This window comes from Dorea sp. (assembly GCF_977044405.1).
In genome coordinates this window covers 1-21,888 of sequence record NZ_CDRRQK010000035.1, presented here as the reverse complement: position 1 = coordinate 21,888, position 21,888 = coordinate 1, and the positions used below count along the sequence as shown (strand labels likewise).

The 21,888-nt window shown below is 39.1% G+C and carries 20 protein-coding genes and 3 pseudogenes; 20 read left to right on the top strand and 3 right to left on the bottom strand.

Annotation, left to right across the window (positions count from 1 at the left end; genetic code table 11):
* From ACWJAF_RS12775 to ACWJAF_RS12715, 13 genes and pseudogenes are all read left to right on the top strand, one after another.
* Positions 1-152: pseudogene (locus ACWJAF_RS12775) on the top strand (helicase C-terminal domain-containing protein); the annotation flags it as partial.
* Between the two features lie 157 nt (positions 153-309).
* A complete protein-coding gene (locus tag ACWJAF_RS12770) occupies positions 310-1,428 on the top strand; it encodes a tyrosine-type recombinase/integrase (RefSeq protein WP_117658953.1) in 1,119 nt (372 codons plus the stop codon).
* 99 nt (positions 1,429-1,527) lie between these two features.
* Complete coding sequence (locus ACWJAF_RS12765) at positions 1,528-3,207, top strand: tyrosine-type recombinase/integrase (RefSeq protein ID WP_448864419.1); 1,680 nt, start codon at positions 1,528-1,530, stop codon at positions 3,205-3,207.
* Entirely contained in the window at positions 3,191-4,708 is a 1,518-nt protein-coding gene (locus ACWJAF_RS12760; protein WP_448864417.1) for a tyrosine-type recombinase/integrase, read from the top strand. The genes ACWJAF_RS12765 and ACWJAF_RS12760 overlap by 17 nt, the downstream gene beginning before the upstream one ends.
* On the top strand, positions 4,674-5,057 hold the full coding sequence (locus ACWJAF_RS12755) for a DUF6262 family protein (protein WP_448864414.1): 384 nt from the start codon (positions 4,674-4,676) through the stop codon (positions 5,055-5,057). Before ACWJAF_RS12760 ends, ACWJAF_RS12755 begins: the two co-directional genes overlap by 35 nt.
* A 272-nt stretch (positions 5,058-5,329) precedes the next feature.
* Entirely contained in the window at positions 5,330-5,752 is a 423-nt protein-coding gene (locus tag ACWJAF_RS12750; protein ID WP_448864413.1) for a cupin domain-containing protein, read from the top strand.
* 38 nt (positions 5,753-5,790) lie between these two features.
* Positions 5,791-6,117 (top strand): annotated as a pseudogene (locus ACWJAF_RS12745) (carboxymuconolactone decarboxylase family protein); the annotation flags it as partial.
* Between the two features lie 112 nt (positions 6,118-6,229).
* Positions 6,230-6,502 (top strand): annotated as a pseudogene (locus ACWJAF_RS12740) (cupin domain-containing protein); the annotation flags it as partial.
* A gap of 199 nt (positions 6,503-6,701) precedes the next feature.
* Positions 6,702-7,658 (top strand): ketopantoate reductase family protein, encoded by a 957-nt coding sequence (locus ACWJAF_RS12735; protein ID WP_448864411.1) that lies wholly within the window; start codon positions 6,702-6,704, stop codon positions 7,656-7,658.
* Between the two features lie 18 nt (positions 7,659-7,676).
* Positions 7,677-9,008 (top strand): L-cysteine desulfidase family protein, encoded by a 1,332-nt coding sequence (locus tag ACWJAF_RS12730; RefSeq protein WP_448864409.1) that lies wholly within the window; start codon positions 7,677-7,679, stop codon positions 9,006-9,008.
* 44 nt (positions 9,009-9,052) lie between these two features.
* Positions 9,053-9,313, top strand: coding sequence for a hypothetical protein (locus ACWJAF_RS12725; protein ID WP_296029801.1), 261 nt, complete (start codon positions 9,053-9,055; stop codon positions 9,311-9,313).
* Positions 9,314-9,529: 216 nt separating this feature from the next.
* Positions 9,530-9,940 carry a hypothetical protein gene (locus ACWJAF_RS12720; protein WP_448864407.1) on the top strand — a complete coding sequence of 137 codons (411 nt, stop codon included), beginning with the start codon at positions 9,530-9,532 and terminating at the stop codon, positions 9,938-9,940.
* A 65-nt stretch (positions 9,941-10,005) separates the two neighbouring features.
* The gene (locus ACWJAF_RS12715; RefSeq protein ID WP_448864405.1) at positions 10,006-10,464 is read left to right on the top strand and encodes an MATE family efflux transporter; all 459 of its coding nucleotides are present in this window, start codon (positions 10,006-10,008) and stop codon (positions 10,462-10,464) included.
* Positions 10,465-10,662: 198 nt separating this feature from the next.
* Here ACWJAF_RS12715 and ACWJAF_RS12710 read toward each other — a convergent pair whose 3' ends face one another.
* Positions 10,663-11,655 carry an asparaginase gene (locus ACWJAF_RS12710; protein WP_448864403.1) on the bottom strand — a complete coding sequence of 331 codons (993 nt, stop codon included), beginning with the start codon at positions 11,653-11,655 and terminating at the stop codon, positions 10,663-10,665.
* Positions 11,656-11,788: 133 nt separating this feature from the next.
* On the bottom strand, positions 11,789-12,112 hold the full coding sequence (locus ACWJAF_RS12705; RefSeq protein WP_330645840.1) for a hypothetical protein: 324 nt from the start codon (positions 12,110-12,112) through the stop codon (positions 11,789-11,791).
* Positions 12,113-12,388: 276 nt separating this feature from the next.
* On the opposite strand from ACWJAF_RS12705, the gene ACWJAF_RS12700 reads away from it, so the two are divergent.
* Entirely contained in the window at positions 12,389-13,114 is a 726-nt protein-coding gene (locus ACWJAF_RS12700) for a phosphatase (RefSeq protein ID WP_448864401.1), read from the top strand.
* Between the two features lie 63 nt (positions 13,115-13,177).
* Complete coding sequence (locus tag ACWJAF_RS12695) at positions 13,178-13,483, top strand: YerC/YecD family TrpR-related protein (protein ID WP_296029813.1); 306 nt, start codon at positions 13,178-13,180, stop codon at positions 13,481-13,483.
* A gap of 260 nt (positions 13,484-13,743) precedes the next feature.
* On the opposite strand, the gene ACWJAF_RS12690 is transcribed toward ACWJAF_RS12695, so the two are convergent.
* Positions 13,744-14,361 carry a DUF1836 domain-containing protein gene (locus ACWJAF_RS12690; protein ID WP_448864399.1) on the bottom strand — a complete coding sequence of 206 codons (618 nt, stop codon included), beginning with the start codon at positions 14,359-14,361 and terminating at the stop codon, positions 13,744-13,746.
* Positions 14,362-14,672: 311 nt separating this feature from the next.
* Here ACWJAF_RS12690 and ACWJAF_RS12685 point away from each other — a divergent pair, with 311 nt between their 5' ends.
* The 5 genes from ACWJAF_RS12685 to pcrA all read left to right on the top strand — a co-directional run bounded on the left by ACWJAF_RS12685 (position 14,673) and on the right by pcrA (position 21,705).
* Positions 14,673-15,125, top strand: a complete 453-nt coding sequence (locus tag ACWJAF_RS12685) for a MarR family winged helix-turn-helix transcriptional regulator (RefSeq protein ID WP_296029823.1) — start codon at positions 14,673-14,675, stop codon at positions 15,123-15,125.
* A gap of 52 nt (positions 15,126-15,177) precedes the next feature.
* The gene (locus ACWJAF_RS12680) at positions 15,178-16,926 is read left to right on the top strand and encodes an ABC transporter ATP-binding protein (RefSeq protein ID WP_448864397.1); all 1,749 of its coding nucleotides are present in this window, start codon (positions 15,178-15,180) and stop codon (positions 16,924-16,926) included.
* A gap of 1 nt (position 16,927) precedes the next feature.
* Complete coding sequence (locus tag ACWJAF_RS12675; RefSeq protein ID WP_448864395.1) at positions 16,928-18,829, top strand: ABC transporter ATP-binding protein; 1,902 nt, start codon at positions 16,928-16,930, stop codon at positions 18,827-18,829.
* Positions 18,830-18,976: 147 nt separating this feature from the next.
* Positions 18,977-19,399 (top strand): DUF3783 domain-containing protein, encoded by a 423-nt coding sequence (locus ACWJAF_RS12670; protein ID WP_448864393.1) that lies wholly within the window; start codon positions 18,977-18,979, stop codon positions 19,397-19,399.
* 59 nt (positions 19,400-19,458) lie between these two features.
* Entirely contained in the window at positions 19,459-21,705 is a 2,247-nt protein-coding gene (gene pcrA / locus ACWJAF_RS12665; protein ID WP_448864391.1) for a DNA helicase PcrA, read from the top strand.
* The last annotated feature ends 183 nt before the right edge of the window (positions 21,706-21,888 follow it).

Here is a 21,888-nt window from a genome sequence, read left to right as displayed (position 1 = left end):
GTGTCGTGTCCATTTTAGACGAGCGTGCAGGAGAAGGTGGCAGGTATCATGAGGAAGTAATGTGTGCGCTTCCGAGCTGCAAGATGGCAAAAGATATCAAGGATGTCCAGCACTTTATCCGAAACCGGAAAGGCGTGGAATACTACCTGTAACCGTTCGTGGTTCTGCTACAGAAAAAGCAGATTTTGCACGAAAAGTTTTGTGGTATTTCAAGGGCGTTTTCGGTGAGATTGTTGGTATTGATGAATAGCTATTTCGGCATGAAGTGGGTATACTGTGTATAGCGTTAGAGGAAAGGCGGTGAGCAGCATGAAACGATATGAGATGAATAAACAGAAAGAGGGATCTATAACCTATTTCTTTATAAGGGATACAGAAACATGGGATATCGTTCTACTGCCAACAAAATATCTGATGCATATGACAAAAGCTAAGTGTTCACCAAATACGGTACGCAGATCCGGTTGCTCCATTTTATATTATCTTGAATATATAGAGGAAAAAGAAAAGAAGCTTACAGATGTATATGAAATGTCTTTTACTGAACAGACAAAATATTTTGTAGAGTTTCTATATTGGTTGAAAGCTGGGAAACATACTTCAGGTAAAATGAATATCTTACCGAATAACGGAACCTGTAACGCATATTTAAAAGATGTGTTCAGGTTCTATGTTTTTATAGAAGAGGAATTTAGCCAATTTGGTGGATTAAAAGTATTATCATATAGCCAGTTTACAGCAGTAGATTCAGTTGGTCTAAAGAAAACGATACGTTCAAGAAGTTTTAAAGGCTATTTGAAAGAAGAAGAACACAAAGCGAGGACAGCAAAAAAGGATGAGATTATAGAAATATTAAAAGCATGTACAAATATTAGAGACAGACTGCTAATCCTTTTACTGGCAGAAACAGGATATCGAATTGGAGAAATCCTTGGAATCAACTATATGAATGACATTGATTATAGTAATCAAGTGATTCGGGTATATTTTCGAGAGGATAATGAAAATGGTGCGAGAGCTAAAAATGCAGAATACAGAAGTGCGAAAATCAGTGCAGACACATTTCAGTTTTTAAATTGTTACATTGCAGAATATAGAAAAATACTTCAACATCAATCGTATCTTTTTGTAAATATTTCGGGAAGAACTGTCGGCAATCCATTAACAGTAGATGCCGTCTATGCGATGTTGAAGAGAATGGAAAAGAAAACAGGGATTAAAATTACACCACATATGCTGAGACATTATTTTGGAAACGAAAGAAGAAAAGCAGGATGGGCACTGGAATTGATACAGATTGCTTATGGACATCGTCATATTCAGACAACAATTAACTATTTGGATATAGTAGATGATGAATTACTGGAAGCAAGTCAGGAGTTTTATAAGAAGAACACTGCATTGTACGGGATTGACGAACTACTATAGGAGGTGATTGGAATGCCTGCAGTTCTACAACAATGGATAGAAAAATCAGAGGAACGAAACAGGCGAATACAGCAGCTACGGAACGAAGTGACTGAAATAATGGAACTTAATGTTATGGATGTCACATATAGAATGTTGGTAGAATTTCTGGCAGATGAAGAAATTGAACATATTTCTGAGATGGATTATATCTTGAGAAAAAGATATGAAGTTTATATGTCTGAACTGATAAAAGAAAAAAGTGTTTCAAGATATCTAAGAATATTTGATAAAGTCAAACAAGAGTATATTCGAAAACGAATCGAAACTCCGATGGGAAGGCTGGAATGTCAGTGGACGTATAAGAATACTATTTTATTTATTCCTTATCATTCGGATCAAAAGATTGTTCTGTCAGTGGAGCGGGTCAAAAATCGCAGTAATATGGTATGGGATTTCCAGATAGATTCCAGTGAAAAGATGAAACGTCAAATTTTTGATGTTTTAGAATTTATTTTAGAAAATTACGAACCGTCCAGAGCGAGAGAACAAAAGCTGACGGGATTACATATATTTTATGAATTTTGCAGACTTCGCAAAATAGAAGATATTAACTGTCTGGAACAAGTACAGGAAGAGGATTTCCAGATATTTCTGGAACGGAAAATTGAAAATGAACAGAGAAGAAATAGGCTGCGGAGTATTGTTGGCCTTGCCTGTAGGATCACATTTTTACAAACAAAAGAAATTCGCTGGGATGCAACGATATGGTATTTGGAAAAGTTTAAAATTCCGAAAGAAAGATTAAATCCGAGTGATCCGGTGGAAAGAATATCATTTAGAGAAGTGCTACATCCGGAAAATCGAAAACTACTTCAGGAATATATGAAGTATGAAATAGGAATTGGAGAGATGGCAATAAGTACTGTCTATGAGAAATTCCGGATCATTCGTAATTTTTTAAAAGAGATAAGCGATGAGCAACAGAAAGTAACTACCTGTGACGCAGAAAGAATTGATCAATATTTAAAAAAGCGGCAGGAAGATGCTAATGAGGCGAAAACTTTTAATACTCAAGTAACGAGTATACAATACTTTTTCAAATTTCTTGAGGTAAGAGGATATGTAGATAAAGTACCATTTCGTGCAGAATACTATTGGGAAAAACAGATACTGGTACATCATGACAGATGCGTAGAAGAAGATGTATATATGGAGATTATCCAAAAATTATCTAATTTTCCAGAACATCTGAGAATGATGTTTTTACATTTATGGTGTATTGGTCTGAGAATCAGCGAAGTGTGTACGCTGAAAGGAGATGCATACTATCGTCAAAAAGGCGATTATTGGATGAAAATATACCAGGTCAAAATGAAGAATTATAAAAGAGTTCCAATACCGGAAGCGTTATATGATCTTATGCAGGTATACCTTAATAAGAATAGAATCGCAAAAGAAGATTATATTTTCCAGAATCGAAAGGGTGGAGCGTTTTCAAAATCTACCTTTAATGAACAAATGAAAAAGTATTGTGCAGCGTGCGACATACAAAATGGTGAATACCTGTTTAAGTCGCATGATTATCGACATACGGTAGCGACCAATCTTTATGATCATGGAGTGTCACGACAGGGAATCCGGGATTATCTGGGGCATAATTATGAAGAAATGACAATGCAGTATATTGATTATATGCCAAAAAAAATAGCAAGAAGGAATGAGGAATATTTTTCAGATGAGAAGAATAGCTTACTGTCCTATGTGCAGAAAGGAGAGAAGGATGAACGAAAGAGTTGAATATTCACAATTAGATTGTTATAAGCGTGCTACAGATGAACAGAAGAGAAAATTAAATCAAGAACAATATTTTGATTTAGGAAAACTTCCAGAGGAAACATTGAGAAAAGAATTTGAAAACTACATCCGATATAGGGGAACAAAAGTATCTATTTTAACAATTAAGACAGAACGAAATTATTTTAATAGTTTATGCGAGTTCCTGCAAAAGCCATCAAATCAGGTAAAGAGCCTGATGGAAAGAGACGAGAATGTTTGGATTAAACAGTTAAAAGCATGGATGTTACAGAAAGGCAGAGCATTAACCAAAGCGAAAAAAAGAGTATATCAGAATGAATCTGTGGAAAAAGTAGCTTTAATAAGATATTTTGAAAATATTATACAATTTACAGTTGATTTGTCGGAAACAAATGAACTGACAAAAGATATTTGGTATTTGGAGAGGCTTCCGATTATAATCAGGTCTAATCCGATTGTAAATCATAAAACAATCAATTTTAGAAAAATTGAACAGCCAGACATTCGGGAAGAAATGAAGAAGGCAATTTACTATCATTTACAATATGAAGCAATTGCGACTGTTACGCGAGAAGTATCAGTAATGAATAAGTTTTCAAAGTATCTAAAAGAGAAATATCCTCAAGTGGATTCCTGCGAAGAAATTGATAGAAATATCATAGAAAAATTTTTGATTTATTTGAAAATAGAAGTGGAAAGCGGAAACGGAAAAAGGGATGATTTAATCAAATTAAGGGATGTGCTGGAGACAGTTGGAAAGATATATGGATGGGAGCAATTAGGAAGATTATTTATAAAATCAGATTTTCCACCGGAACGGCGGGGTGAATTTAAATATTATTCTGATAGTGAATTGAAAAGATTAAATGCACATATTGTAAAACTGGAAGAACAAACAGCCAGAGCGTTGATTATACATCAATTATTAGGAAACCGAATATCAGATACATTAACTATGAGGAAAGACTGCCTTTATAAAAGGGATAATCAGGATATGGTGATTATTTATCAGCCTAAAAGCAGAAGATTTGAGAAGCCTGTCAGTGCAGAAGTTGCGCAGTTAATAAAAAAAGCAATTGTCTATGCAGAGCAGAATTATAAAGAAAGCATATACATATTTGCAAATAAAGATAATCCACAAAAACCATTAAATTATCAGACATTACGGGAAAAGGTCATCCGTATGATTTACGAAAATGATTTGCGAGATGATCAGGGAGAATTATTTGGATTTGGATCACATTTATTCCGACATACTTACGGGGTGAAATTAACAGAATTACATGTTGATGACTGGACGATTTCAAAGCTTATCGGGCATAAAAATGTAAAAAGTGTCAAGTATTACCGTAAGATGAGTAATCAAAGTATGGCGGATGAAACAAGAGAAGCACGAAATTATATGTCAAATGTTATTTTAGCAAATTTAGACGGATGGGGAGAGGAATATGAACAAATACGACAAAATGCTAGAATTAAATAAAAAGAAAAGCGAAGAAAAAGTAACAAGTGCGGTAAATACCATAAGAGAGATGGTAGTAGAAAAAGAAAAGGTTTCGATTCCAAAACTGATGAAAAAAACCGGGTTGTCCAGAGGATTCTTTTATAAAAATCCGATTGTCAGAAGTGAAATTGATCGTGCATTAGAACAACAGGCAGGAATGATAGATCCAAGGAGGACGATTATTGATCAGGCAATGGAAAGAGAGATGGAACTACTGCATCAACAGGTTCGAAAACTGAAATATGAGAATGAAAATTTGAAAAAAGAGAATGAAAAATTGAAAAAGGCATTAGCAAGAAAAGAATTGAATCTTATAAAACAGCTTTAAAGTCTATACTATAAGCCAAAGCAGGTCTGCAAAGAAGTAGACCTGTTTTGGCTTGTGATATAGGCTATGATAATTTTAAGATATTATTGAATTATGCTTGAAAGGCATAATAAAATATAAAAGATAGGTATTGGACATAAAAGATAAATGTGGGGTAAGATAAATATAGTTAAAAAATTCTACAGTATTCAGAGTGAATAGGAAAAAACTATTGACCTGGAGTTTACTTTAAGTTGTAGGATATAGATAGTGAAATGAAGGAGGTAAATCTTATGGATATGGAAAAAATGAAAAAAGATTTTGGCGGTGGAGCAGTATTTGAACTTGGAGAAGAAAATGTTGCATTTGCAAAATATTTTACAGGTGAATGTTATCTGAATATGCTTACTACTGAGAGAGTTCCGGTAGGATTAGTAACATTTGCACCAAAGACTATAAATGCATTCCATGTACATCATAAGGGTGGACAGATTCTGTTAGTTACAGGTGGAAGAGGATGGTATCAGGAAGAAGGGAAGCCAGCTCGCGAGTTAAAAGCAGGAGATGTTGTGAATATTCCACCAGAAGTAAAACATTGGCATGGTGCGGCAAAGGATAGTTGGTTCCAGCATATTGCTGTTGAAGTTCCGGCAGAGGGTGCTTCAAATGAGTGGTTTGAGTTCTTACCGGAAGAAGAGTATAACAAATTAAAATAAAAGAATTTATTAATTGAAGAAAGTAGAGGATGAAAATAATGGCAAAAATTGTTCAGACAGCAGGAAGAAATGCTCTTGGAGAATTCGCTCCTGAGTTCGCGCATTTTAATGATGATGTTCTTTTTGGAGAAAATTGGAATAATGAAGATATTGATCTTAAGACAAGAAGTATTATTACAGTTGTAGCATTAATGGCACAAGGAATTACAGATTCTTCTTTAAAGTTCCATCTTCAGAATGCAAAAGATCATGGAGTAACACAGAAAGAGATTGCTGCGATTATTACTCATGTAGCATTTTATGCAGGTTGGCCAAATGGATGGGCTGTATTTAATCTGGCAAAAGAAGTATGGGATGTTGAAGAAAAAGAAAAATAGAAAGTAGCAGAACTTCATCGAAAAGGATACAGAAAACACAGTTTTGTATTGTGTTCAAGCCAGTAAATCCGGGGGATTGCGAGGGTGTAGTCCAGTTTAATGCCGTAATAACTGGCACATCCACCATGCAAAGAATGGCGGCGGACAGATCATCATCTGTGTTGCAGGACGTGGATATTATCAGGAAGAAGGAAAAGAAGCAATCGAAATGAAACCGGGTGATTGCATCAATATTCCTGCAGAAGTAAAGCACTGGCACGGGGCAGCACCAGACAGCTGGTTCTCACATCTTGCAGTAGAAGTTCCGGGAGAAGAGACTTCAAATGAATGGTGTGAAGCAGTATCTGATGAAGAATATGGAAAACTGAAATAAATCAAAGACAAAAAGAACACCGATGTGATAAAATGGTTGCAGTCAGAAAAATGATTGCAATCATTTTTTTCTGCATACCAAACTATATAAGATAAGCTGCCACTGGCAGGTTCTGTAGATATCAGAGTATGAAACAGGCTTTGAATGATAAGCTTGCATTATACATATAGCAAATGAACGAGATGAGGAGGACCAGAAGATGAGTATAAAATCAGTTGCAGTATTAGGCGCAGGAGCAGTCGGTTCTTATGTGATATGGGGACTTTCAGGACGCGAAGATATAAAGCTTGGCATTATCGCAGAGGGAGAACGCTACCACAGATTAAAAGAAAAGGGCTGTGCGATCAACGGAAATACATATTATCCGGAAGTGTGGACACCGGAAGAAGTAAATGGAGTGGATTTTCTGGTCGTATCGTTAAAATATGGTGCATTACCGGGAGCACTGGATAGCATCAAAAAGGCAGTAGGAAAAAATACCATCGTCATGAGCCTTATGAACGGTGTGGACAGTGAAGATATCATTTCGCAGGCCATTGACAGATCACATATCCTGCCGGCAGTTATAAAAGTAGCTTCACACAGAGAAGACGACGGATATCACTTCAATCCGGAGACAACAATTGGGATTATCTTTGGAGAATATGAAGCACCTTATGACAGTGAAAGAGTAAGAGCAATCGAAGAATTATTTGAAAATACAGGAATTCATTACCGTGCAACAGAGTATGCAATGGAAGAAGTGTGGAGTAAATTCCGTTTAAATGTCTGTAACAATCTTCCACAGGCAATCGTAGGGGCAGGTGTTGGATGCTATGGCGACAGCGAACACATGAAAGCGATACAGAATGGACTGAAGCGGGAACTGGAAGCGATTGCTAAGGCAAAAGGAATTGATCTGAATAAGGCTTCGGATGTATCAGGCAGAGGAAGTGCGGTGCCGCCGAAAGCAAGATATTCAACACTTCAGGATCTGGATGCCGGACGGCATACGGAGATTGATATGTTCTCTGGTGCACTGATGCGGATGGGAAAAGAGCTGGGCATCCCGACACCGTATAACGAGTACACTTATCATATCATAAAAGCACTTGAAGAAAAGAATGACGGGAAATTTAACTATACCGGGAAGGAAGAACTGGTCTGGTCAAAATAAAAGAGTTGGGGAAGAAACATGTTAAATAAAGAAAATATCATCACACTTTTAAAGAAAGACGTAGTTCCGGCACTTGGGTGTACAGAGCCGGTATGTGTTGCATTATGTGCAGCAAATGCAGGAAAATTAATTGTAGAAAATGAAAAAAAGGTAACGTCGGTAGAGGTAGAAGTCAATGCTGGAATCTATAAGAATGGAATGTCAGCCGGAATTCCGGGCTGTACTTATGTCGGACTGCCATATGCAGCAGCACTTGGAGTATATTTAAAAAATCCTGAAAAAGGACTGGAACTTCTGGAAGATATCACACCGGAGATCCTGGAAAAAATGAAAGAGTTACAGGAGCAGCAGGCTGTTTCGGTTGTAATTAATCCTAAGGAATTCGGACTCTATGTAAAATGCATCATACAGACTGAAACGGAAAAAACGGAATGTATCATCCGTGGCAGCCACACGAATGTCGTATGCCTGAAACGGAATGACGAAATTGTATTCGAAAAAGAGATGGAAAAAGGACAGGTGTCGGATGACAGCCTTATCGAGGAACTAAAGCAGATGACAATTGCCGGGATCCGGGAAGTGGTAGATACCGCATCAGAAGAGGAACTACATTTCCTGTTGGATGGAGTAAAGATGAATGAAACACTGGCTGCGTATTCCGAAGAGACAAAGACCGGAGTTGGAATTGCAGATGCGATCCGAAGTGAAAAAGCATCAGGATTATTAAAAGATGACCTGATGACCAGAATTATATTAAAGGTAAGTTCAGCAGCAGAAAGCAGGCTGGATGGATGTCCGCTTCCAACGATGAGCAGCTCTGGGGCAGGTACAAAGGGACTGGTAGTCATCCTTCCGGTGAGTGAAGCGGCAGATGTATTAGAGGTTTCAGAAGAAAAGAAAGTGCGTGCGATTGCAATTGCCCATCTGGTTAACCGTTACATCAATGCCTATATCGGAAAATTATCACCGATGTGCTCGTGTGTCATGGCCTCTTCAACTGCGGCATCGGTTGGGATTGCATATCTGATGGGTGCAGACAACGAACAACTCGGATATGCAGTAAGGAATATGTCGGGAACCGTAACCGGTATGATCTGTGACGGTGGAAAAGTCGGATGTGCGATGAAAGTAGCAAGTGGCTCCGCAGCAGCAGTCATGTCTGCGATTACAGCCGTTCACGGCGCAGCACTTCGTGTCAGTGACGGAATCTGTGCAGAGACCCCGGAAGAATGTATCCGGAATATGGCGCATATCGGCAATCAGGGCATGACGCAGACCGATAAAGAGATCATTCACATTATGGAAAGCAAAAAGCACAATCCCCAAAATATGACCATAAAAGAAGTATAAGCTGAAAAACACATGACAAATATATTAAGAAAGCGAGAAAAACTATGAACGAATTATATGAAATTATCGAAAAGAAAATAAAGGCATCCGGATACCCAAGAGAAATTTCCGGAGCGGATGTATATGATGATATCTGTGATCAGATTGATGGAAAAGAAAATGGAACCTATCTGTTATTATCCAAATTTGAAGAAGATGTGGTATTTGAATACCATATTACCATCCAGGATGAGGATTTTAACCTGGGAATTCTGACCATGAAGACACCGGAAGGAACATTTGAAGTAGATTTTGACAAGGAATAATGTGAAGAAAAAAGAAAAAGCTGCTGTCAGAAATAAAATCGTATAAAAATCAGAAAAGAAAGACGGGAAGTTTGTTCAAATTATTCATAGGAAATTTATGCCTGTAATGCTATCATTAAAATGTTGTTTGAGGATTGCGGAATTTGCATGGCAATGAACGCAGGATACCTCAGTTATTAATTACGAAAATGAAGTGAAAAAGAGGAGCGTTTCTTAATGAAAAAAGCAATTTGTACAATCATGTTATCAGCAGCATTGGCTTGTGGAATCTCTGGGATTGCAGCATATAATGGAGCAAGCATCGTAAAGGCAGAAGGTGGAGAGAATTATACAGAGGTATCTGTTACCATCCGTAATAATACACCATTCGAATTAGAAAATGTGGATTCTGATTTCGGCCTTACGGAAACTGTCGGAACAGAAAGTATAAAACCGTATTCAGAGGTAACTGTACAGATACCGGAAAAAGTAAAACATGCAACCATGTTAAAGATTAGTGGAACCACCAGCGAAGGGACAACATTTACAAATACCTTTAATGGATGGATGTCGGATGATACTGTAGTTACGGTACAGTACGATGAAGAAAAGAACTTAAGCGTTTCTTCTAATATTAATGAGAATTAGAGTTTGCAATACCATTAGCATTCAGTAGTATTTTACAACAGTTATTTAACTCGGCGGATGTAGCTGTGGTTGGCAGATTTGCCGGATCAAAAGCACTGGCCACGGTTGGAAGCTGTGTGGCGCTGGCGGGAATCCAGGGCGCAATTTTCTCAGTGTCAAATGTATTTATCCAGAGCGGAATTAATTCATTTGGAGAAAATGCGATTGCAGGATCATCGCTGGCTCTTAATTTTGAGTATTTTTCTTATGATATTGCAGTGGCATTTGCACAGGCGGCAGTGACTTTTATCGGACAGAATTATGGAGCGGGTAATCTGAAACGTTGTAAAAAAATATTCTGGGAGTGTATGCTCTTTGGAATCGGATTTACAGAGATTCTGTGTGTGATCTGGCTGATGACCGTCTTTAAGGTTATACCGACATATGAAGCACTAATGGATGTATATGTGGCATCATGGATATTTACGGGAGGAATCCGGTTCGTGATTTATATGATGCATATGCGGAAATTAGAGAAAAAATAAGATGTCTGAAAAGTCTTTCAGATTTCTTTTGATTTTATTAACAATTTGTTTGTGATTTTATCATGGTTTCATCACAATTAACCCGTATACTATGAATTGTTCGAAAGAACAACACTTTAAATCTTTTTCATAACTTTTTCCTCAGGACTGCAATCTTCCCAAAAGTGCAGTCCTATTTTAATGTATTAAACAACAATATTACACCCGATCGTGATTAATTTCCCGGTAAAATAACCGTGCAATTTCATTCTGATCATCAGTCTGTCCCAGAATCCACATGAGTTTCGCAACGATAGATTCTGTAGTCATATCATCAGATTGCAGAATACCCTTATGATTACTGAACTTCTTGCCAACCTGGTACACACCAAGATCACATCCCTCTTCCGGGACCTGTGTGGTTACTGCAATCGTCTTACCGGAATCAACCCATGAAAAAATTGCCTGTTCAAAGGAATCATCGTATTCCGGGATTCCACCGATTCCAAATGTTTCCAGGATAATCGCATCATAGTGACCGCTTAAAAGATCGAAAATCTCAGCTTTTACTTCCGGTGTCAGCTTCAGAACGAAGACACGGTCATTGAGACTGTCGTAACTTTTTAAGTCTTCTGGTGCCGGGCGTGATTCCGTGTAGTAACGGATGATACGGCTGTCACGGATAATTGCAAGTTCCGGGAAGTTCATGCTGTCAAAGGCATCAAAACTTCTGGTGCGCTGTTTGCGGCCGCGGGTTCCGGCAACAACCTTGCCATTGAAGACGATGCAGACATTGCAGGAAAGATCATCGGCTGCATACAGAATGCTTTGGAACAGATTAATTTTCGCATCAGTATAAGGATTGGCCATTGGCTTCTGGGAGCCGGTCAGAACAATTGGCTTCCTGCTATCCTGGATCAGATAGGAAAGCGCAGCAGCTGTGTATGCCATCGTATCTGTTCCGTGAAGGATAACAAATCCATCGTAATTGTTATAGTTTTCCATAATCGCATCTCGGATCATCAGCCACTGACGGGGACGCATATTTGTACTGTCGATGTTCATGAGCTGGAGAACCTCCAGATGGCAGATTTCCCTGATGCCAGGCACACTGGCTGCCAGTTCCTCACCTGTTACAGCTGGTGTCAGTCCAAGATCCCCTTCTTTGGACGCAATGGTACCACCAGTTGCTATCATTAGTATGTTTTTCATGATCAGATACCTCTCAATATTATAAAAATTATAAAATAAAATCCTTTTATAAGATTAGCTGTGATTCGGAGGCATGTCAAGAAAAAAACAGGATTTTTAAATATTTTCAAATATATTTTCCATGCAGAATCTGTTAACGGACAGAGTCGGGATGATAGTAATGTTTTGCAGAATCTGGATTATGCTCACTGGAACCAGAATCAGAATTCTCTGGAGGTGGAACCAGAGGAAGAAAAGGATAAAGTTCTTCATAAGAATCCAGTTCAGCATCATTAAGAGGTGCAGATGGGATTAAACCGGTGCAATCCTGCGAAGACGCGGCACCTGCAAGGTAATCATAAGAATCAATGATTTCCTGATTGGTCAGAGATTCTGTGTTTTCCCTATAAATATTGGCAGAGTGATTCACAGGCAGTTGTTTTGTTGAAATGTGTTTTTGATCGTGTTTTCTGTTCATAAATAAATCTCCTTCTGATTGTTAAAACATGAACTAGCAGCTACATTTGTTATAGTATGACATCCAAAAAAATTAAGGCATGTTTCTTTGGAAAAAGAATAATAAAAACATACTTTCCAGAATAGAATTGGTGGAAAAATTAGAAAATATACTGTATAATATTTCCTGTTGCGAAATATTAGAGCGTTAAAGCTAAAAAGAATATAGAAAAAGCAACGCCCGAAATAAAAACAAAAGAAAAATGAAATATAAAAAATATAAGAAGGAGAATACCATATGAGAGTAGAAATAGATACTCATACACATACCCTGGCAAGTGGACATGCTTACAATACCATCAATGAGATGGCGAAGACAGCAGCAGATAAAGGCTTGAAAGGGCTGGCAATTACAGAACATGCGCCACAGATGCCTGGAACCTGTCATTTATTTTATTTTCAGAATCTGAGAGTTGTTCCAAGAAAAAGATACGGAATCGAACTTTTACTGGGAACAGAATTAAATATTATGAATGAAGATGGAGAGGTGGATCTTCCGGAAGAGACACTTAAGACGCTGGATATAGCGATTGCGAGTATGCACACACCATGTTTCAAAGGGGAAAGAACCGTGGAAAAGGTCACTGCAGCATATGAAAAAGTAATGGAACATCGATATGTGGATATCATCGGTCATCCGGATGATGGAAGATTTCCGGTTGATATGGAACGTCTGGTGAGCCAGGCAAAAAAGACGGGAACTTTATTAGAGGTGAACAATTCCTCCCTGCGTCCGGACGGATTCCGTGAGAACACAAGGGAGAACTGTCTGAGAATGCTAAAAGAATGCAAAAAACAGGGAGCAATGATTGTTCTTGGCAGTGATTCACATGTAGATGTGGATATTGCAGAATATCCATATGCAGAAGAAGTTTTGAAGAAAGCAGATTTTCCAGAAGAGCTGATTGCCAATCTTTCACTGGAAAAATTGAAAGCTTCTTTAAAACACAATAAAAAACTATAGACTTTATGAATTTAGTGTGTTAAAATGTAACGGTAATGAATCTGCTACAAAGGAGATATTAATATGAGTAAGAAAATCAGGACAGAAGCGGTTGACTATCTTTTTCAAGCCATTTTAAGCCTGGAGAATAAAGAAGAGTGTTATACATTTTTTGAAGACATCTGTACAATCAATGAATTACTTTCCTTATCACAGCGCTTTGAGGTTGCAAAGATGTTAAGAGAACATAAGACATATCTTGAGATTGCAGAGAAGACAGGAGCTTCGACAGCAACGATCAGCAGGGTAAACCGTTCCCTGAACTATGGAAATGATGGATATGATATGGTCTTTGAAAGAATTGGACTTGGGGAAGCCAAAGACGAATAAGCAGAATAAGATGTGGAAGAATACCATAATTGTAAAGGGTTATTATAATAAAATGATAACTACATTTTAAGATGTATGGTAATGAAAATGCCAGAACTACTTTTATAAATAGTTCTGGCATTTTTTATCATGCCAAAGCATGCAAGAGAAGTTGCCAGTGGCAAGTTCTCTGTATACCAAAGTATGAAAGAGAAGCTGCCGGTTTCTGATCATGCAGATGGCAGCTTCTCTATAGCTGTTCGTAAAGAACTTTCGCCGTATTATTTTTTATCAGCCAGTTCCGGATGCAATAGATCCGGAAAATTATCCAGAAGCTTTTCGACAATCTGTTTCTTAACATAGATATCAAAACTCAGATTACAGATAAATGCAAATAACTGGAGTGAATCACGATCCTCTTCAGGAACATCTTCAAAGCTTTTTTTGGAAGCATTATAAGAACGGATAATTTCTTTTGAAAATTCAGGAATCCGGGACTTTTCAAGTTCACATACTTCCTTATAGATAGCAGTAATGTCAAAATCCTGGTCTGAAGAGAAAAATTTTTCCGTAAGTGGTTTAAGCAATGTTTCGATATCCTTAATGGAAAGGAAGTTTTTAAAATAGTAGATGAAAATCATCACTAATAAATGTTCTTTTGAATACTTCTTTTTCACCGGCGGTGGAAGCAGGTTATTCTTGGCATAGTTATTGATCATGGTCTTGGTGAGAATCTTATCATCTGCATGACGTTTGCTGGAAGCCAGTTCTTTTTCCATAAAGGTTGTGACCTGATCCATGTATAAATCTATATTCGGAATATCATCCGGTCTCACGTAATCAATTCGTGAGATGCTTGATAAAATGCTGTTCAGCATATCTTTTGTATCAATTGTCATTTTTTATCACCTCAATGTAATTATTATATAGTTTTAAAAACTAGGTAGCAAGCGTTTTTTGACGACATAAAAGAAAAAATGTCGGAAAAGATGCAGGTATTTTTTATTGAAAATCCCGTACGATACAGTAGTGGGTATGGATTGCGCCAATTTGGAATTCGTAACCAGGAATTGTAAGCATAAATAAAAAAGGTATTGACAATAAAAAAAGAAATGTTAAAATATGTTCGATAGCAAACAATTCATATATGAACAATTCGGTGCTGAACAATCTGAGTCGGCATATATTTGAAAAGAGAAAGGATGGTAGTGTGGAAGAAAAGGGAAGAAAGATCGGGCCGGAGATACATTGTACAGACCTGAAGCTTTCAAGAAATCTGTCTGCGCATGTAAGAAAATCCGGGATTGATGAAGTGACGATGATGCATGGCTGGATCATCCGGTATCTTTATGAGAACCAGGACCGGGACATTTTTCAAAAAGACATCGAGCAGCAATTTTCCGTGGGCAGATCAACCGTTACGAATCTGATCCAGTTAATGGAAAAGAAAGGATTTGTAAGACGTGAGTCGGTAAAACAGGATGCCAGGTTGAAAAAGGTGCTCCTGACAGAAAAAGGAATTGAAAGCCAGGAGGCCTTTGAAGATGTCGTAGAGCACATCGAAGCGGAATTGTCAGAAAATATAGAAAAAGAAGATCTTCATACATTTTATAAAGTGCTGGACCAGATCAGGGCAAATGCAAAGAAGTATGAAATAAAATAATGAAGATAATATAATAAGCGGAAAAATAACAAACAAGGAAGGGAAAAATGCAATGATCAAGACATTAGCAAAACAGATCAAAGAATTCAAAGCAGCATCCATTGCAACCCCGCTTTTTATGATCCTTGAGGTATTGATGGAGATGATCATTCCATTTCTGATGGCGTCGATCATCGATGAAGGAGTCAATGCAGGGGATATCCATCACATTTACAAAGTCGGCGGAATCATGGTCGTAGCTGCGGCTATCGGGTTATTTGCCGGTATGATGGGCGGAAGATATGGAGCAAAAGCATCTGCAGGATTTGCAAGGAACTTACGAGAAGCCATGTTCAATAATATCCAGACATTTTCATTCTCGAACATCGATAAGTTCAGCACTGCAGGACTTGTCACAAGAATGACCACAGATGTAACCAATATACAGAATGCATACCAGATGATCCTGCGTATGTTTACCAGAGCACCTGCCAGCATGATCTGCGCCATGGTTATGGCATTTACGATCAATGCAAAACTTGCGAGTGTTTACCTGGCGGCAGTTATCATTCTTGGCTTCTTACTGTTCCTGATCATGAGCCATGCGACAAAGTATTTCCAGCAGGCATTTCCAAAGTATGATGACCTGAATGAGTCTGTACAGGAAAATGTATCAGCAATCCGTGTGGTAAAGGCATATGTAAGAGAAGAGCAGGAGACTTCTAAGTTAAAGAAGGCTAGTGAAAATATTTATAACATTTTCGTAAAAGCAGAAAATAATCTGGTATTTAATGCACCACTTATGCAGACAGCAGTATATACCTGTATCCTGTTGGTCAGCTGGCTGGGTGCGAAGATGATCGCCAGTGATTCACTGACGACCGGTGAACTGATGAGTCTTCTTACATATTGTATGAACATTCTGATGAGTCTGATGATGCTGTCGATGGTATTTGTAATGATCACAATGAGTATTGCAAGTGCGAGACGTATAACAGAAGTGTTAAATGAGACCAGCGATCTTCAGAATCCAGAGCAGCCGGTTATGGAAGTAAAAGATGGAAGTATTGAATTCCATCACGTAGACTTTGCATATAAAAAAGACAGTGAAGAGCCAGTGCTGGAAGATATTAATCTGCAGATCCATTCCGGTGAGACAATCGGAATCATCGGAGGAACCGGAAGCGCTAAGACGAGTCTTGTTAACCTGATCAGCCGTCTGTATGATGTGACAAAAGGTGAAGTACAGGTAGGCGGAAAGAATGTAAAAGACTACGATATGGAAATGCTCCGTAACCAGGTATCGGTGGTACTGCAGAATAATGTACTGTTCTCAGGAACGATATTAGATAACCTGCGCTGGGGAGATAAGAATGCGACAGAAGAAGAATGCAGACATGCATGTGAACTTGCGTGTGCAGATGAATTCATCGAGCGTTTCCCGAAAAAATATGAGACGTATATCGAACAGGGCGGAAGCAACGTATCCGGCGGTCAGAAGCAGAGACTTTGTATCGCAAGAGCGCTGCTTAAAAAGCCAAAGGTATTGATCCTTGATGACAGTACCAGTGCCGTAGATACAGCGACAGATGCGAAGATCCGGAGAGCATTCCGTGAGGAGATACCGGATACGACAAAGCTTATTATCGCACAGAGAATTTCCAGTGTACAGGATGCAGACCGCATCATTGTTATGGAAGATGGTAAGGTCAATGGATTCGGTACACATGAAGAATTATTGAAGCATAACGACATATACCGTGAAGTCTATGAATCACAGACGAGCGGTGGTGGAGATTTTGATGAAAAGGAGGGTGAATAAGATGCCGGGACCGAATAGAGCGCCGCGGGGAATGAAACCACAGGTAAAAAATCCGGGTGAATTATTCCTCCGCCTTATGAAATATGTATTAAAGGACTATAAGTTCCATTGCATCAGTGTTGTGATACTGATCGTCATCAGTGTACTTTGTAACGTACAGGGAACGATGTTCATGAAGAACCTGATCGATGAATATATCACGCCATTTCTGTTATCAGATAATCCGAATTTTACGCCGCTTGCACATGCAATCGGCAAAGTGGCTGCGTTCTATGCAATTGGTGTTGCAGCAACGTTTGGATATAACCGTCTGATGGTAAATGTAACACAGGGTACACTTCGTAACTTGAGAAATGATTTGTTCTCACATATGGAAAAGCTTCCTGTTAAATATTTTGATACACATGCACATGGGGATATCATGTCGGTATACACCAATGATATCGATACATTGAGACAGATGATCAGCCAGAGCATGCCGCAGCTTTTAAACAGTGGGATTACGATCATCAGTGTATTTATCAGCATGCTGATCTTAAGTATCCCGCTTACGGTTGTGACGATGATCATGGTTGGAATCATGGTATTCTGTTCAAAAAAATCAGCAGGCCAGAGTGGTGCATACTTTGCAAAGCAGCAGAAAGATCTCGGAACGGTCAATGGATATATTGAGGAAATGATGAATGGCCAGAAAGTCGTAAAAGTCTTCTGCCATGAAGAAGAAAATATACAGGATTTTAAGAAATTAAACGATGAATTATATGTAAGTGCAGACAGAGCCAATACATTTGCCAACTTTTTAGGACCGATCAATGCGCAGATTGGAAATATCAGTTATGTAATCTGTGCGATTGTCGGAGGTGTGCTTGCGCTTGGCAAAGTGGGGGGATTCACACTTGGAGGACTGGCAAGTTTCCTGACATTTAACAAAAGTTTCAGTATGCCGATCAACCAGATCAGTATGCAGATGAATGCAATCGTTATGGCGATGGCAGGTGCTGACAGAATCTTCCGTCTGATGGATGAAAAAGAAGAATTGGATGAAGGATATGTGACACTGGTCAATGCAAAGGAAAAGGACGGCGAACTGACCGAGTGCGAGGAACGAACCGACCGCTGGGCATGGAAACATGTACATCAAAATGACGGAAGCGTAGATTACGTGGAAGTAAAAGGTGAAGTTGTATTCAACGGAGTGGATTTTGGTTACAATGATGAAAAGATCGTGCTTCACGATATCAAATTGTACGCAAAACCGGGACAGAAGATTGCATTTGTAGGTTCAACCGGAGCAGGTAAGACGACGATTACGAATCTGATCAACCGCTTTTATGATATCCAGGATGGAAAAATCCGTTATGACGGAATCAACATCAATAAGATCAAAAAGGCTGATCTCAGACGTTCGCTTGGTATTGTACTGCAGGATACACATCTGTTCACCGGAACGGTGCGTGACAATATCAGATTCGGGAAACTGGATGCGACCGATGAAGAGATTGTGGCAGCTGCAAAGCTTGCTAATGCCGACAGCTTTATCCGCAGACTTCCGAATGGTTATGATACGATGCTGACGGGAGATGGAGCGAACCTAAGTCAGGGACAGAGACAGCTTCTTGCGATAGCAAGAGCAGCAATTGCTGATCCGCCGGTATTGATCCTGGATGAGGCGACCAGCTCGATTGATACGAGAACAGAGCGTATTGTACAGGATGGCATGGATAAGCTGATGCATGGAAGAACCACTTTTGTCATTGCCCACAGACTGTCTACGGTACGTAATTCCGACTGTATCATGGTACTGGAACAGGGACGGATCATTGAGCGTGGAACACACGATGAACTGATCGAAGAACAGGGAAGATATTATCAATTGTATACTGGAAATGCAATTAGCGCGTAAAGATAAAAAGGGGACGGGGTTTTTTTTAAAATACCCCGTCCCCTTTTTAAAATGCCCTGTCCCTTTTTGCAGATGAAAATGCTTCTTGCAGAACAAGGGCAAAGCAACTATAATGGAAACAGACATTCGAAAAGGGGAAGAATGCATATGCGATCAATGATTTTATGCTATAATCTGAAAGGCACGAAGAAGGGCAGAAAACTGGGAATGCTCGGAAGTTTTCTGGGCTTTCGGATAAAATATGTAGAAAAAGAAGAATATTTGAAAAGTATCGGGGAACTGACAGGTCTGATAAATGAAAAGGAAACTATGGACAGTCAGATATCAGAACAGCAGGATACAGAAGCGTTTGAAGAAGAGATGATCGTGATCCAGATGGAAGATCACCGGATGCTGGATAAACTGTTGTTCCAGATGCGGAAAGAAAAGGTCCAGATTCCATTAAAAGCGGTTGTAACCGCACAGAATCAGAACTGGACATCAGAAGCTCTCTATAAAGAAATCAAAAAAGAACATGAAACCATGATGAAGCTTGAAAAAGAAAAACAGGAAGCAGGCAGTCAGGGATAAAATACAGAACAGGTATTATAAAGACAGAAATTACAAGATAAGAAAGGAAACAAAAAAGATTGAGTATATACGATACACTAAATGAACAGCAAAAAGAAGCCGTATTCCATACCGAAGGACCGCTTTTGATCCTGGCGGGTGCAGGCTCTGGAAAGACAAGAGTGTTAACACACAGAATCGCATATTTAATAGAAGAAAAACAGATTAATCCATGGAATATTCTGGCAATCACATTTACGAACAAAGCAGCCGGAGAGATGAGAGAACGTGTGGATAAGCTGGTCGGATATGGATCAGAGAGTATCTGGGTAAGCACATTCCACTCTATGTGTGTACGTATCTTAAGAAGACACATAGATCTGCTTGGATACGATACCAACTTTACAATCTATGACAGCGATGATCAGAAGACCCTGATGAGAGAGGTCTGTAAGCTGTTACAGATAGATACGAAGACCTACAGGGAAAGAGCATTGCTTTCAGAGATTTCCCGTGCAAAAGATGAGCTGGTTACGCCGCAGGAATTCAGACTGCGCGCAGAAGGAGATTTTGGCCGTAAGAAGATTGCAGATGTCTATGAAGAGTATGAAAAACAGTTAAGATCGAATAATGCACTGGATTTTGATGATCTGTTATTTAAAACCGTACAGTTATTCCAGACACAGAAGGATGTACTGGAGTACTATCAGGAACGGTTCCGCTATATCATGGTAGACGAGTATCAGGATACAAATACGGTACAGTTTAAGCTGATTGAACTTTTGGCATCAAAATACCGCAACCTGTGCGTAGTTGGTGACGATGATCAGTCGATCTATAAGTTCCGCGGTGCCAATATTAAGAATATTTTGGATTTTGAAAATGTCTTTGAAGACACCAAAGTAATCAAACTTGAGCAGAATTACCGTTCTACCGGAAATATCCTGAATGCGGCAAATGCAGTGATCCAGAATAATCAGGGAAGAAAAGAAAAGACGCTCTGGACGGAGAATGAAGAAGGAAATCAGATCCAGTTCCGTCAGTTTGATTCGGCATATGAAGAAGCAGAATATGTAGTCGGTGATATCAGACGCCATGTGAATAAGGAAGAATGCGAATATAAAGACAACGCAGTACTTTACCGTACGAATGCACAGTCCCGTATGTTCGAAGAAAGATTTATCAGAGACAGTATTCCATATAAAGTAATCGGTGGTGTAAACTTCTATGCAAGACGTGAGATCAAAGATCTGCTTGCATATATGAAGACGGTAGATAACGGAAGAGATGACCTGGCAGTCAGACGAATCGTTAATGTGCCAAAAAGAGGAATCGGACTTACCAGCATCAACCGTGTACAGGAATATGCAGCATCAAAAGGGTGCAGCTTTTATGATGGACTCCGGGCAGTTGACCTGATCCCGAATATCGGAAGAGGACAGGCAAAACTGGAATCTTTTGTAGCTATGATCGAACATTTTAAAAATGATACACAGGATATGAGCGTTTCTGAACTGATGGAAGAGATCATAAAAGAGACCGGATATATTGATGCACTGATCCACGAATGCGAAAGCGAAGAGGCAGCTTCCCGTATTGAAAATATCGATGAGCTCCGTAATAAGATTGCATCTTATGAAGAAAACTGTGCCTCACAGAATGACGAGCCGACATTGAGTGGGTTCCTGGAAGATGTGGCACTTGTTGCAGATATTGACAGCCTGGATGAAAGTACGGATTATGTAGTCCTTATGACATTACATGGTGCAAAAGGTCTGGAATTCCCGCATGTATATCTGGCAGGAATGGAAGATGGGTTATTCCCAAGCTATATGACGATCACATCAGAAGATCCGGGAGATCTGGAAGAAGAACGAAGACTCTGCTATGTAGGTATTACAAGAGCAGAAAAAGATCTGACACTGACCTGTGCAAGGAAACGTATGGTACACGGAGAGACACAGTATAAGAAGATGTCCCGGTTCTTAAAAGAGATCCCGATGGAGCTCCTGGCAACAGGACCTGCCAAGAAAGAAAAGAAAGAAGAAAGCGAAGAACCGGTAAGAGTCAAGACATCCTTTATGCAGGCAAAAGAGACATTTAAAACCAAAGCATTTGCCACGGCAAAGCCGGTACAGCAGTTTGGAACACCGAAGGGAGGCAGTCTTCCGTATGGTGTCGGAGACCGTGTAAAACATATCAAATTCGGCGAAGGAACGGTAACTGCAATCACAGAAGGCGGAAGAGATTATGAAGTAACGGTAGACTTTGACGGACCAGGAACCAAGAAGATGTTTGCTGCATTTGCGAGATTGCAGAAAGTGTAGAGGTGTTACATACACAACGTGTGAACAGTAACACAGATAGTAAGGTATAGAAAAATATGCTGACTTGAAAAAGTAAATTCCAGTGCAAGAGTAAATTCCATCATGTTTTAAATTTTGCTGAAATTACGAGAGATTTTTGCTTGAAATCTCTCGTTTTCTGCTATAATTAATGTAACTCATCGA

Excerpts from the sequence above, each read along its gene's own strand:
- ACWJAF_RS12770 (WP_117658953.1), top strand. The coding sequence starts at position 310 with ATGAAACGATATGAGATGAATAAACAGAAAGAGGGATCTATAACCTAT.
- ACWJAF_RS12765 (WP_448864419.1), top strand. The coding sequence starts at position 1,528 with ATGGAACTTAATGTTATGGATGTCACATATAGAATGTTGGTAGAATTT.
- ACWJAF_RS12760 (WP_448864417.1), top strand. The coding sequence starts at position 3,191 with ATGAACGAAAGAGTTGAATATTCACAATTAGATTGTTATAAGCGTGCT.
- ACWJAF_RS12755 (WP_448864414.1), top strand. The coding sequence starts at position 4,674 with ATGAACAAATACGACAAAATGCTAGAATTAAATAAAAAGAAAAGCGAA.
- ACWJAF_RS12750 (WP_448864413.1), top strand. The coding sequence starts at position 5,330 with ATGGATATGGAAAAAATGAAAAAAGATTTTGGCGGTGGAGCAGTATTT.
- ACWJAF_RS12735 (WP_448864411.1), top strand. The coding sequence starts at position 6,702 with ATGAGTATAAAATCAGTTGCAGTATTAGGCGCAGGAGCAGTCGGTTCT.
- ACWJAF_RS12730 (WP_448864409.1), top strand. The coding sequence starts at position 7,677 with ATGTTAAATAAAGAAAATATCATCACACTTTTAAAGAAAGACGTAGTT.
- ACWJAF_RS12725 (WP_296029801.1), top strand. The coding sequence starts at position 9,053 with ATGAACGAATTATATGAAATTATCGAAAAGAAAATAAAGGCATCCGGA.
- ACWJAF_RS12720 (WP_448864407.1), top strand. The coding sequence starts at position 9,530 with ATGAAAAAAGCAATTTGTACAATCATGTTATCAGCAGCATTGGCTTGT.
- ACWJAF_RS12710 (WP_448864403.1), bottom strand. The coding sequence starts at position 11,655 with ATGAAAAACATACTAATGATAGCAACTGGTGGTACCATTGCGTCCAAA.
- ACWJAF_RS12705 (WP_330645840.1), bottom strand. The coding sequence starts at position 12,112 with ATGAACAGAAAACACGATCAAAAACACATTTCAACAAAACAACTGCCT.
- ACWJAF_RS12700 (WP_448864401.1), top strand. The coding sequence starts at position 12,389 with ATGAGAGTAGAAATAGATACTCATACACATACCCTGGCAAGTGGACAT.
- ACWJAF_RS12695 (WP_296029813.1), top strand. The coding sequence starts at position 13,178 with ATGAGTAAGAAAATCAGGACAGAAGCGGTTGACTATCTTTTTCAAGCC.
- ACWJAF_RS12690 (WP_448864399.1), bottom strand. The coding sequence starts at position 14,361 with ATGACAATTGATACAAAAGATATGCTGAACAGCATTTTATCAAGCATC.
- ACWJAF_RS12680 (WP_448864397.1), top strand. The coding sequence starts at position 15,178 with ATGATCAAGACATTAGCAAAACAGATCAAAGAATTCAAAGCAGCATCC.
- ACWJAF_RS12675 (WP_448864395.1), top strand. The coding sequence starts at position 16,928 with ATGCCGGGACCGAATAGAGCGCCGCGGGGAATGAAACCACAGGTAAAA.
- ACWJAF_RS12670 (WP_448864393.1), top strand. The coding sequence starts at position 18,977 with ATGCGATCAATGATTTTATGCTATAATCTGAAAGGCACGAAGAAGGGC.